9 protein-coding genes are annotated in these 13,270 nt (G+C 52.7%); 4 read left to right on the top strand and 5 right to left on the bottom strand.

Features of this window, described 5'->3' with window-relative positions; translation table 11 throughout:
- Positions 1 to 89 precede the first annotated feature (89 nt).
- The 4 genes from proY to phoB form a co-directional block, all read right to left on the bottom strand.
- Complete coding sequence (proY, locus tag ACJHYR_RS14955) at positions 90 to 1,463, bottom strand: proline-specific permease ProY (RefSeq protein ID WP_001521998.1); 1,374 nt, start codon at positions 1,461 to 1,463, stop codon at positions 90 to 92.
- A 75-nt stretch (positions 1,464 to 1,538) separates the two neighbouring features.
- Entirely contained in the window at positions 1,539 to 2,858 is a 1,320-nt protein-coding gene (brnQ, locus tag ACJHYR_RS14950; RefSeq protein WP_000149639.1) for a branched-chain amino acid transporter carrier protein BrnQ, read from the bottom strand.
- Between the two features lie 406 nt (positions 2,859 to 3,264).
- Entirely contained in the window at positions 3,265 to 4,560 is a 1,296-nt protein-coding gene (gene phoR, locus ACJHYR_RS14945) for a phosphate regulon sensor histidine kinase PhoR (RefSeq protein WP_001586731.1), read from the bottom strand.
- Positions 4,561 to 4,617: 57 nt separating this feature from the next.
- Positions 4,618 to 5,307 (bottom strand): phosphate response regulator transcription factor PhoB, encoded by a 690-nt coding sequence (gene phoB / locus ACJHYR_RS14940; protein WP_000113933.1) that lies wholly within the window; start codon positions 5,305 to 5,307, stop codon positions 4,618 to 4,620.
- A gap of 189 nt (positions 5,308 to 5,496) precedes the next feature.
- Here phoB and sbcD point away from each other — a divergent pair, with 189 nt between their 5' ends.
- From sbcD to araJ, 3 genes are all read left to right on the top strand, one after another.
- Entirely contained in the window at positions 5,497 to 6,699 is a 1,203-nt protein-coding gene (gene sbcD / locus ACJHYR_RS14935; RefSeq protein WP_001221326.1) for an exonuclease subunit SbcD, read from the top strand.
- Positions 6,696 to 9,839, top strand: a complete 3,144-nt coding sequence (gene sbcC / locus ACJHYR_RS14930) for an exonuclease subunit SbcC (protein ID WP_072837330.1) — start codon at positions 6,696 to 6,698, stop codon at positions 9,837 to 9,839. The genes sbcD and sbcC overlap by 4 nt, the downstream gene beginning before the upstream one ends.
- A 125-nt stretch (positions 9,840 to 9,964) precedes the next feature.
- Entirely contained in the window at positions 9,965 to 11,149 is a 1,185-nt protein-coding gene (gene araJ / locus ACJHYR_RS14925; protein WP_001337469.1) for an MFS transporter AraJ, read from the top strand.
- A gap of 142 nt (positions 11,150 to 11,291) precedes the next feature.
- Here araJ and mak read toward each other — a convergent pair whose 3' ends face one another.
- Positions 11,292 to 12,200: a fructokinase gene (gene mak, locus ACJHYR_RS14920; RefSeq protein ID WP_059327723.1), complete on the bottom strand. Its 909-nt coding sequence runs from the start codon at positions 12,198 to 12,200 to the stop codon at positions 11,292 to 11,294.
- A 124-nt stretch (positions 12,201 to 12,324) separates the two neighbouring features.
- Here mak and rdgC point away from each other — a divergent pair, with 124 nt between their 5' ends.
- On the top strand, positions 12,325 to 13,236 hold the full coding sequence (gene rdgC / locus ACJHYR_RS14915) for a recombination-associated protein RdgC (RefSeq protein ID WP_001366457.1): 912 nt from the start codon (positions 12,325 to 12,327) through the stop codon (positions 13,234 to 13,236).
- The last annotated feature ends 34 nt before the right edge of the window (positions 13,237 to 13,270 follow it).

The raw sequence follows: 13,270 nt of genomic DNA, 5'->3' as shown, positions 1-13,270 counted from the left end.
GGATATTTGGGGGAGGAGGACGGGGGCGGATAACTTTCGGAATAGCCGGATCAGGATTTCCTCCTGAACCGGCTTACAGAACGCAAGTATTACTGGTTTTCAGCCAGCTGACGATCGTGGCGGCGTTTAAACATCCAGCCAATCAACAGCACAACAATCCACGCGAAACCGACATACAGCGAGATACGCGTATCCGGGTGATAACCAATCAACCCGATAATAAAGAGCAGGAAAATCAGCCCGCCGATGGTCGTTGCTACCCCACCCGGCACTTTAAATTTCAGCGCCTTAACTTCTTCTGGCGGCAAACGGCGACGGAAGGCAATTTGCGACAGCAGGATCATAATCCACACCCACACCGTGGCGAAGGTTGCCAGCGAAGCGATCACCAGGAAGACGTTTTCCGGCATGATGTAGTTCAGATACACAGCAAACAGCAGCGCGGTAGTCATCACCAGCACCGTAACCCACGGAATACCACGACGCGAGGTTTTGCTGAAAATTTTTGGCGCGCTGCCCTGCTCTGCCATACCGTGGAGCATACGGCCTACGCCAAATACGTCACTGTTAATTGCCGACAGCGAAGCGGTCAGCACAACAAAGTTAAGAATGCTGGCGGCAAAGGTAATGCCCATATGCTGGAACGTCAGTACGAACGGGCTACCGGCAGTGCCAACCTGATTCCACGGGTAGATAGACATAATGACGAACAGCGTACCAACATAGAACACCAGAATACGCATCGGCACGGAGTTAATCGCACGCGGAATCGATTTCTCAGGATCTTTCGCTTCACCGGCAGTAATCCCGATAATTTCGATCCCACCGTAAGCAAACATCACCATTTGCAACGACATCACCATCCCAAGCCAGCCGTTACTGAAGAAGCCGCCGTTGCTCCACAGGTTATGAATACCGGTCGGTTGCCCGCCGTTGCCAATCCCCCAGATGATGATGCCGAAACCGGCAACAATCATGATGATGATAGTGGCGACTTTAAAGAACGAGAACCAGAACTCCAGCTCACCGAATACCTTCACGCTCATCAGGTTTACGGCGCAAATGATCAGCACCACGCTCAGTACCCAAATCCAGTGCGGCACCGTCGGGAACCAGACACCCATATAGATACCAAAAGCGGTCACATCGGCGATGGCGACAATAAGGATTTCAAAGCAGTAGGTCCAGCCGGTAATGTAACCTGCCAGCGGTCCGAGGTTTTCCTGCGCATAACGCGAGAAAGAGCTGGCGGCCGGGTTATGTACCGACATTTCCCCCAGCGCGCGCATAATGATATACGCCGCGACACCACCGATAATATAGGCCAACAACACGCTCGGACCGGCCATTTTGATGGCGTCTGCCGAACCGTAAAACAACCCGGTGCCAATTGCTGAACCCAGTGCCATAAAGCGTATGTGGCGGGTACTTAGCCCACGCTTTAGCTTGTTCTTACTTTCCATCAATTCCTAACCCATCAACACAATAAAAAACCACGGGGCATCGCAGCCCCGTGGTTAAAACAAATGTTCAGTGATTTAGTGAGCGCTGGAGGTCACCTGACGACCTGCCGCGCGATCCCAGATAATGGCCAGAACCACCATCACCACTGTTGGCATTAACCACGCCAGACCTTGTTCGGCCAGCGGTAAACGCTGCGCCCAGGACGGTAAGATATCGCTGAATGCAGATGCTTTGATCCCGTCGAGAATACCAAAAAGCAGGCTGATAAACATCGGCGGAGCAATCACGCGGGACGAATTATGCCACCATGAGCGTGTAAAACTTAATACAACCAGTGCGATACACGGCGGATAAATGGCGGTCAGCACCGGTACAGAGATCTGAATCAGCTGACTCAAGCCGAGGTTAGACACCACCATCGAGAAGCCGCCGAGGATAAACACCAGCGTACGATAAGAGAGCGGTACGTACTGGGCAAAGAATTCTGCACAAGCACAGGTCAGGCCAACTGCCGTTACCAGGCAGGCGATGAAGATTAACGCCGCCAGCAGGAAGCTACCGCCGCCGCCAAAGGTGTGCTGAACGTAAGCATGCAGAATAGCAGCGCCGTTTGCAGACTGATCGACCAACGACGCGCTGTCTGAACCCAGACGGAACAGTGCCAGGTACAGCAGAGTAAGACCAACCCCCGCCATCAGGCCAGCCCAGACGGTATAACGGGTCAGCAGACGCGCTTCAGTAACGCCACGAGAACGCGCCGCGTTAACAATAACGATACCAAATACCATCGCGCCCAGCGTATCCATGGTCAGATAGCCGTTGACGAAGCCGTTAGAAAACGCAGCGTTTTGATAAGCCTCAGTCGCCGTGCTGATAGAACCCGCCGGCCAGACAATCGCGGCAACAGACAGGATGACCAGCGCGATAATTTTCAGCGGCGCAAGGAAGTTGCCCACGGTATCCAGCAGTTTGCCCGGATAGAGCGAAACCAGAATAACGATAGCGAAATAAACCAGGCTGTAGATAAACAGCGGCAGTGCGGAATCACCCGTCAGCGGCGCAATCCCCACTTCAAAAGAAACGGTAGCTGTACGCGGCGTAGCGAACAGCGGCCCCACCGCCAGGTAACACACCGTTGCCAGCAGTACGCCAGCAACTTTACCGATTGGCGTGCTGAGGCTGTCAACACCGCCGCCAACTTTTGCCAGCGCCACCACCGTTAATACCGGCAGGCCAACGGCAGTAATGAGGAAGCCGAATGCCGCAGTCCAGACGTGTTCGCCTGCCTGTAAGCCGACCATTGGAGGGAAAATAATGTTACCTGCGCCGACGAACAACGCAAATGTCATAAAGCCCAGAGCGATGATATCGCGCGATCTTAATTGATGGGTCATAAATCATACTGCCTGTGGATGTGGTGTTGTAACGTTAAATTTTTGTGCCAATCCCTGGGGATGATACAGCGGTATATTTAAACAATATTAGCGGGAAATACTCCCAACCAGGCGCGGCGAAGAATAGTTTTTCGATTTACCGCGTTAATGCAGTCAGTATGACAGCACCTGAAGCGCAATTTAAACGCTTATAACGTTTTAAAGCAAGAAGGGATCTAAAAACCAGAGGTATATAGCGATAAGAAATCACCAACCAGTATAAAACACTATTTCCGTGAAAAATACATGGCTAATCATGCGAACAAAAAATCACCAACCGCTGTAAAATCTAACGCCCGTATTTTGACTGCAAAGAAAATAAGCCAGCATTGGCTGGCTTATGGCAATAAAAGATGACAAAGGCGGATTAATCGCTGTTTTTGGCAATTAAACGTTCCGGGATAACAAAGCTGAAACGTGTTCCTTTTCCTACTGTACTCTCAATATTCAGGCGACTTTCGTGATGATTCACCGCATGTTTCACGATCGCTAACCCTAATCCGCTACCGCCGGTTTGCCGGGAACGCGCTTTATCAACGCGATAAAAACGCTCGGTCAGGCGCGGAATATGCTCCAGTGCAATGCCCGGTCCGTTATCTTCAACGCTAAATTCGGCACCGTGCGGCACTCGCTGCCAGCGTACGGTGATATGCGTGCCTTCCGGCGTATGATTTACGGCGTTATAGACCAGGTTCGAAATCGCACTGCGTAGCTGATCTTCGTTGCCAGACACCTTGAGGCCGTTATCTATCTCAAAGGTAAACGTCTGTTTTTTCTGACTCAGAGTCTGAGCCTCGCGCTCAACGACGCGCAGCATCATCGGCACATCAACCTTTTCATTGAGCAACTGCGTCGGTGCGGCTTCTATTTTCGACAGCGTCAGCAATTGCTTCACCAACCCTTCCATCCGCTGGGTCTGCTCGCGCATGGTGTGCAACGCTTTTTCACGTACCGCGCCTTCCAGCGGTTGCTCATCCATCATCTCCAGGTAACCCTGTAACACGGTCAATGGCGTACGTAACTCATGGCTCACGTTGGCAAAAAAGTTACGCCGCGCCCCTTCCAGTTGATGCATTTGCGTGACATCACGCGCCACCATCAGCAACTGTTTGTGGGTATAAGGCATGACGCGAATTTCCAGATGCCGCCCGGTGTTGAGCACCAGATTAAGCGGGCGAGAAAAATCACGCGTTTTCAGATATTGCGTAAACTCCGGGTAACGCAGCAGGTTAAGGATGTTCTGCCCGTTATCTTCCGGCCAGCGCAAACCAAGAATCTGTTGCGCCAGACCGTTACACCAGAAAATACCGCCCTCTTCCGTGGTCAGCACCACTGCGTCGGGTAGCGACTCCGCGCCGCTACGAAAGCGTTTAATCAGATTGCCCAGTTCACGGCGGCGTTTTTTATTTCGCAGCTGCATCTGGTGTAAGCCGTATAGCAGCGGTTCCCAGCTACCACGTCCCGGTGGCGGGGTCATACTACGATCCACCCACAGCCACCATGAAAGGCGCAATAAATTCCAGAAATGCCAGATAAGCAGTCCTGTTACCGATGCCAGCAAAAACCAGGGCAGGTAACCAAAAAATGCACCCAGGATGAAAGCCGGGAGGCAGCAAAGTAGCAGCTCCAGCACCAGCCTTTTCCACGACAGCCGTTCCAGCACGTAAGATACTCCAGTTAAGAAATCATAAGCCCTGCTCTGCGTCCGATGAGCAAGGCGTTAAAAGCGGGTTGAAAAACGATATCCTGTACCGCGCACGGTCTGCACCATGCGGTCATGCCCGCCGGGCTCCAGTGCTTTACGCAGGCGACGAATGTGGACATCGACCGTACGATCTTCCACATACACGTTGGTTCCCCAGACGTGGTTTAACAGCTGCTCGCGGCTGTACACGCGCTCAGGATGCGTCATAAAAAAGTGCAGCAGTTTAAATTCTGTCGGCCCCATCTCCAGTGGCTCTTCGCCCGCCATCACCCGGTGAGATGTCGGGTCGAGGCTTAGCCCCTGCATCTCGATCACCTCTTCCACCGCCATTGGCGAAATACGGCGCATTACCGCTTTGATTCGCGCCACCAGCTCCTTCGGCGAAAACGGCTTGGTGATATAGTCATCCGCGCCGGTTTCAAGGCCGCGCACGCGATCTTCTTCTTCCCCTCTGGCGGTCAACATCACCACTGGAATATCCCGGGTCATCGACTCGCGCTTGAGGTGTTTGATGAACTGGATACCGGAGCCGCCAGGTAACATCCAGTCAAGGAGAATTAAATCCGGCCAGGGTTCATTCAGTTGATTCACAGCACTGTCATAATCTTCCGCTTCGACCGGCTGAAAGCCATTTTGTTCGAGCACGAAGCAGACCATTTCGCGAATTGGAGCTTCATCTTCTACGACCAGAATACGTCTCGCCATGATTTGCCCTGTTGTAATAAATAGGTTGCGATCATTAATGCGACGTCATTATGCGTCAGATTTATGACAGATTTATGAAAAGCTCGTCGCACATATCTTCAGGTTATTGATTTCCGTGGCGCAGAAAAAAGCAAATGGCACATCTGTTTGGGTATAATCGCGCCCATGCTTTTTCGCCAGGGAACCGTTATGCGCATCCTTCACACCTCAGACTGGCATCTCGGCCAGAACTTCTACAGTAAAAGCCGCGAAGCTGAACATCAGGCTTTTCTTGACTGGCTGCTGGAGACAGCACAAACCCATCAGGTGGATGCGATTATTGTTGCCGGTGATGTTTTCGATACCGGCTCGCCCCCCAGTTACGCCCGCACGTTATACAACCGTTTTGTTGTCAATTTACAGCAAACTGGCTGTCATCTGGTGGTACTGGCAGGAAACCATGACTCGGTCGCCACGCTGAATGAATCGCGCGATATCATGGCGTTCCTCAATACGACCGTGGTCGCCAGCGCCGGACATGCGCCGCAAATCTTGCCTCGTCGCGACGGGACGCCAGGCGCAGTGCTGTGCCCCATTCCGTTTTTACGCCCACGTGACATTATTACCAGCCAGGCGGGGCTTAACGGTATTGAAAAACAGCAGCATTTGCTGGCGGCTATTACTGATTATTATCAACAACACTATGCCGATGCCTGCAAACTGCGCGGCGATCAGCCTCTGCCCATCATCGCAACGGGACACTTAACGACCGTGGGTGCCAGTAAAAGTGACGCCGTGCGTGACATTTATATTGGCACGCTGGACGCGTTTCCGGCACAAAACTTTCCACCAGCCGACTACATCGCGCTCGGGCATATTCACCGCGCGCAGATTATTGGCGGCATGGAACATGTTCGCTATTGCGGTTCCCCCATACCACTGAGTTTTGATGAATGCGGTAAGAGTAAATATGTCCATCTGGTGACATTTTCAAACGGCAAATTAGAGAGCGTGGAAAACCTGAACGTACCGGTAACGCAACCCATGGCGGTGCTGAAAGGCGATCTGGCGTCGATTACCGAACAGCTGGAACAGTGGCGCGATGTATCACAGGAGCCACCTGTCTGGCTGGATATCGAAATCACTACTGATGAGTATCTGCATGATATTCAGCGCAAAATCCAGGCATTAACCGAATCATTACCTGTCGAAGTATTGCTGGTACGCCGGAGTCGTGAACAGCGCGAGCGAGTGTTAGCCAGCCAACAGCGTGAAACCCTCAGCGAACTCAGCGTCGAAGAGGTGTTCAATCGCCGTCTGGCACTGGAAGAACTGGATGAATCGCAGCAGCAACGTCTGCAGCATCTTTTCGCCACGACATTGCATACCCTCGCAGGAGAACACGAAGTATGAAAATTCTCAGCCTGCGCCTGAAAAACCTGAACTCATTAAAAGGCGAATGGAAGATTGATTTCACCCGCGAGCCGTTCGCCAGCAACGGGCTGTTTGCCATTACCGGCCCAACCGGTGCGGGGAAAACCACCCTGCTGGACGCCATTTGTCTGGCGCTGTATCACGAAACTCCGCGCCTCTCTAACGTTTCACAATCGCAAAATGATCTCATGACCCGCGATACCGCCGAATGTCTGGCGGAAGTGGAGTTTGAAGTCAAAGGTGAAGCGTACCGTGCGTTCTGGAGCCAGAATCGGGCGCGTAACCAGCCGGACGGTAATTTGCAGGTGCCACGCGTAGAGCTGGCGCGCTGCGCCGATGGCAAAATTCTCGCCGACAAAGTGAAAGATAAGCTGGAGCTGACGGCGACGTTAACCGGACTGGATTACGGGCGCTTCACCCGTTCGATGCTGCTTTCGCAGGGGCAATTTGCTGCCTTCCTGAATGCCAAACCAAAAGAACGCGCGGAATTGCTCGAGGAGTTAACTGGCACTGAAATCTACGGGCAAATCTCGGCGATGGTTTTTGAGCAGCACAAATCGGCCCGCACAGAGCTGGAGAAGCTGCAAGCGCAGGCCAGCGGCGTCGCGTTGCTCACGCCAGAACAAGTGCAATCGCTGACAGCGAGTTTGCAGGTACTTACTGACGAAGAAAAACAGTTACTTACCGCGCAGCAGCAAGAACAACAATCACTAAACTGGTTAACGCGTCTGGACGAATTGCAGCAAGAAGCCAGCCGCCGTCAACAGGCCTTGCAACAGGCGTTAGCCGAAGAAGAAAAAGCGCAACCTCAACTGGCGGCGCTCAGTCTGGCACAACCGGCACGAAATCTTCGTCCACACTGGGAACGCATCGCAGAACACAGCGCGGCGCTGGCGCATACTCGCCAGCAGATTGAAGAAGTAAATACTCGCTTACAGAGCACAATGGCGCTTCGGGCGAGCATTCGCCACCACGCGGCGAAGCAGTCAGCAGAATTACAGCAGCAGCAACAAAGCCTGAATGCCTGGCTACAGGAACACGACCGCTTCCGTCAGTGGAACAACGAACTGGCGGGTTGGCGTGCGCAGTTCTCCCAACAAACCAGCGATCGCGAGCATCTGCGGCAATGGCAGCAACAGTTAACCCATGCAGAGCAAAAACTTAATGCGCTTGCGGCGATCACGTTGACGTTAACCGCCGATGAAGTTGCTAGCGCCCTGGCGCAACATGCTGAGCAACGCCCACTGCGACAGCGCCTGGTCGCGCTGCATGGGCAGATTGTCCCCCAACAAAAACGTCTGGCGCAATTACAGGTCGCTATCCAGAATATCACGCAAGAACAGACGCAACGTAACGCCGCACTTAACGAAATGCGTCAGCGTTATAAAGAAAAAACGCAACAACTTGCCGATGTCAAAACCATTTGCGAGCAGGAAGCGCGTATTAAAACGCTGGAAGCCCAGCGCGCGCAGTTACAGACGGATCAGCCTTGCCCACTTTGTGGTTCCACCAGCCACCCGGCGGTCGAGGCGTATCAGGCGCTGGAACCGGGCGTTAATCAGGCCCGGCTATTAACGCTGGAAAACGAAGTGAAAAAGCTCGGTGAAGAAGGTGCGGCGCTACGTGGGCAACTGGATGCATTAACGAAGCAGCTTCAGCGCGATGAAAACGAAGCGCAAAGCCTCCGACAAGATGAGCAAGCACTTACTCAACAATGGCAAGCCGTCACGGCCAGCCTCAATATCACCCTGCAGCCACAGGACGATATTCAACCGTGGCTAGATGAACAAGATGAGCACGAACGCCAGCTGCGGTTACTCAACCAACGGCATGAATTACAAGGGCAGATTGCCGCGCATAATCAGCAAATTATCCAGTATCAACAGCAAATTGAACAACGCCAGCAGCAACTCTTAACGGCATTGGCGGGTTATGCACTGACATTGCCACAGGAAGGTGAAGAAGAGAGCTGGTTGGCGACGCGTCAGCAAGAAGCGCAGAGCTGGCAGCAACGCCAGAACGAATTAACCGCGCTGCAAAACCGTATGCAGCAGCTGACGCCGATTCTGGAAACGTTGCCGCAAAGTGATGAACTCCCACACAGCGAAGAAACTGTGGCGCTGGAAAACTGGCGGCAGGTTCATGAACAATGTCTCGCATTACACAGCCAGCAGCAGACGTTACAGCAACAGGATGTTCTGGCGGCGCAAAGTCTGCAAAAAGCCCAGGCGCAGTTTGACACCGCGCTACAGGCGAGCGTCTTTGACGATCAGCAGGCGTTCCTTGCGGCGCTAATGGATGAACAAACACTAACGCAGCTGGAACAGCTCAAGCAGAATCTGGAAAACCAGCGCCGTCAGGCGCAAACGCTGGTCACTCAGACAGCAGAAACGCTGACACAGCATCAGCAACACCGACCTGGCGGGTTGGCTCTCACTGTAACGGTGGAGCAGATTCAGCAAGAGTTAGCGCAAACTCAGCAAAAGTTGCGTGAAAACACCACCAGTCAGGGCGAGATTCGCCAGCAGCTGAAGCAGGATGCAGATAACCGTCAGCAACAACAAACCTTAATGCAGCAAATTGCTCAAATGACGCAGCAGGTTGAGGACTGGGGATATCTGAACTCGCTAATAGGTTCCAAAGAGGGCGATAAATTCCGCAAGTTTGCCCAGGGGCTGACGCTGGATAATTTAGTCCATCTCGCTAATCAGCAACTTACCCGGCTGCACGGGCGCTATCTGTTACAGCGCAAAGCCAGCGAGGCGCTGGAAGTCGAGGTTGTTGATACCTGGCAGGCAGATGCGGTACGCGATACCCGTACCCTTTCCGGCGGCGAAAGTTTCCTCGTCAGTCTGGCGCTGGCGCTGGCGCTTTCGGATCTGGTCAGCCATAAAACGCGTATTGACTCGCTGTTCCTTGATGAAGGTTTTGGCACACTGGATAGTGAAACGCTGGATACCGCCCTTGATGCGCTGGATGCCCTGAATGCCAGCGGCAAAACCATCGGTGTGATTAGCCACGTTGAAGCGATGAAAGAGCGTATTCCGGTGCAGATCAAAGTGAAGAAGATCAATGGACTGGGCTACAGCAAACTGGAAAGTGTGTTTGCAGTGAAATAACTATTCAGCAGGATAATGAATACAGAGGGGCGAATTATCTCTTGGCCTCGCTGGTCGTTATCCTGCAAGCTATCACTTTATTGGCTACGGTGATTAGTAGCCGTTCTGGTGGTTGTGATGGTGGTATGAAAAAAGTCATTTTATCTTTGGCTCTGGGCACGTTTGGTTTGGGGATGGCCGAATTTGGCATTATGGGCGTGCTCACGGAGCTGGCGCATAACGTAGGAATTTCGATTCCTGCTGCCGGGCATATGATCTCGTATTATGCGCTGGGGGTGGTGGTCGGTGCGCCAATCATCGCACTCTTTTCCAGCCGCTACTCACTCAAACATATCTTGTTGTTTCTGGTGGCGTTGTGCGTCATTGGCAACGCCATGTTCACGCTCTCTTCGTCTTACCTGATGCTCGCCATTGGTCGGCTGGTATCCGGCTTTCCGCATGGCGCATTTTTTGGCGTCGGCGCGATCGTGTTATCAAAAATTATCAAACCCGGAAAAGTCACCGCCGCCGTGGCGGGGATGGTTTCCGGGATGACAGTCGCCAATTTGCTGGGCATTCCGCTAGGAACGTATTTAAGTCAGGAATTTAGCTGGCGTTACACCTTTTTATTGATCGCTGTTTTTAATATTGCGGTGATGGCATCGGTCTATTTTTGGGTGCCGGATATTCGCGACGAAGCGAAAGGAAAGCTGCGCGAACAATTTCACTTTTTACGCAGCCCGGCCCCGTGGTTAATTTTCGCCGCCACCATGTTTGGCAACGCAGGTGTATTTGCCTGGTTCAGCTACGTAAAGCCATACATGATGTTTATTTCCGGTTTTTCGGAAACGGCGATGACCTTTATTATGATGTTAGTGGGGCTAGGGATGGTACTGGGGAATGTGTTAAGTGGCCGGATTTCAGGACGTTATTCACCACTGCGCATTGCGGCAGTAACTGACTTTATTATTGTGCTGGCACTGCTGATGCTCTTTTTCTGCGGCGGCATGAAAATAACGTCGCTTATTTTTGCTTTTATTTGTTGCGCGGGATTATTTGCCCTTTCAGCACCACTGCAAATATTGTTACTGCAAAATGCCAAAGGCGGAGAGTTATTAGGTGCCGCAGGTGGGCAAATAGCGTTTAACCTCGGTAGCGCCGTCGGCGCATATTGCGGTGGTATGATGCTGACGCTGGGGCTGGCATATAATTACGTGGCGCTGCCTGCCGCCCTGCTTTCGTTTGCTGCGATGTCGTCGTTGCTGCTGTATGGTCGCTATAAGCGCCAGCAAGCGGCGGATAGTCCGGTGCTGGCGAAACCACTGGGGTAGATTACTGTCACGGTGCGCGTTGCTTATTGCCGGATGCGGCGTGAACGCCTTATCCGCCCTACGCGGTTCTGGCACATTTTGTAGGCCTGATAAAACGCGGCAAGCGTCGCATCAGGCATGATGCGCCAATTGCCTACGTTTTTTACTCTTGTAGCCATAACCACGCAGCGCCGCGTACGCCGCTGGAATCACCGTGCTTCGCCTTACGCACCGGTGTTTCACATTCGCCGCCGAAGACAAATTGTTTAATCAACTGCGGAACCGTTTGATATAAACGGTCTACATTGCTCATCCCGCCCCCCAGGACAATCACATCCGGATCGAGAATATTCACGACATGTGCCAGCGATTTTGCCAGCCGCAGCTCGTAGCGACGCAATGCCAGTTCCGCTACCGGATCGCTTTCTTCAACCAGGCGGATAATTTCACTGCCTTTCAGCGCATGTCCGCTCAAACGATGATAATCCGTCGCGAATCCCGTGCCCGAAATAAAGGTTTCAATACAACCTTGTTTACCGCAATAACAAGGGACTTCCTCGCGATAACGCAGTTCGTCTTCGTCCATCCACGGTAGCGGATTGTGTCCCCACTCACCTGCCGTGCCATTGCCGCCGATATGCGCCCGCCCATTGAATGCCACGCCCGCGCCGCATCCCGTGCCGATAATCACGGCAAATACCGTCTGCGCTCCCGCTGCCGCGCCATCTACTGCTTCTGAAACCGCCAGACAGTTGGCGTCATTTGCCAGCCGCACTTCCCGCTGCAACCTCGCGCTTAAGTCTTTATCGAATGGCTGACCGTTGAGCCAGGTTGAATTGGCATTCTTCACCACACCGGTGTAAGGCGAAATTGAGCCAGGAATGCCCATCCCCACTGTTCCGCGCTGCCCTGTCGCCTGCTCCGCCATATCAACCAGCGTGGCGATCGTTTCAATGGTCTGGCGGTAATCATCACGCGGCGTGGGCAGACGATGGCGGTACAACTGCTCCCCTGCATCGCCCAGTGCAATCACTTCAGTTTTGGTGCCGCCTAAATCGATACCTATACGCACGGTACTCTCCTTATTTTTTTCAATATCAATAGCGTAGAGACGGACAACCGGATTGGCAATGCAAGCCCGCCGACAATTCGTTATCATGCCCGCTAAATTTAACGACAAGGCCGTGGAAATTATCATGCTGTGGTTCAAAAATTTAATGGTTTACCGTCTTAGCCGCGAGATTTCGCTGCGTGCAGAAGAGATGGAAAAACAGCTAGCCTCGATGGCATTTACCCCATGCGGCAGCCAGGACATGGCAAAGATGGGCTGGGTTCCTCCGATGGGATCGCACAGCGATGCGTTAACGCACGTTGCCAATGGTCAAATTGTTATCTGCGCGCGCAAAGAAGAAAAAATCCTCCCGTCTCCGGTGATTAAACAGGCGCTGGAAGCGAAAATCGCCAAACTGGAAGCGGAACAGGCGCGTAAGCTGAAGAAAACCGAAAAAGATTCGCTGAAAGACGAAGTGCTGCATTCTCTGCTGCCGCGTGCTTTCAGCCGTTTTAGCCAGACAATGATGTGGATCGACACGGTTAACGGTTTGATTATGGTGGACTGCGCCAGTGCCAAAAAAGCGGAAGATACGCTGGCATTACTGCGTAAAAGCCTGGGGTCGTTACCGGTTGTACCATTGAGCATGGAAAATCCGATTGAACTGACGCTGACCGAATGGGTACGCTCCGGCAGCACAGCACAGGGCTTCCAGCTGCTTGATGAAGCCGAGCTGAAATCACTGCTGGAAGATGGCGGCGTGATCCGCGCGAAGAAACAAGATCTGACCAGCGAAGAGATCACCAACCACATTGAAGCCGGAAAAGTGGTGACTAAACTGGCGCTCGACTGGCAGCAGCGCATTCAGTTTGTGATGTGCGACGATGGTTCGCTCAAGCGTCTGAAGTTCTGCGACGAGCTGCGCGATCAAAACGAAGATATCGACCGTGAAGATTTCGCCCAGCGTTTTGATGCCGATTTCATCCTGATGACTGGTGAACTGGCAGCGTTAATTCAAAACCTGATTGAAGGATTAGGTGGCGAAGCACAACGTTAATTGCTGATTTACCTTTAATGCCGGATGCGACGCC

Origin of the sequence: Escherichia sp. WS1450 (assembly GCF_046487395.1) — a bacterium.
GTDB lineage: Bacteria > Pseudomonadota > Gammaproteobacteria > Enterobacterales > Enterobacteriaceae > Escherichia > Escherichia coli.
Note: the sequence above shows the minus strand (reverse complement) of the source record. Positions and strands in the feature narration are given on the sequence as shown.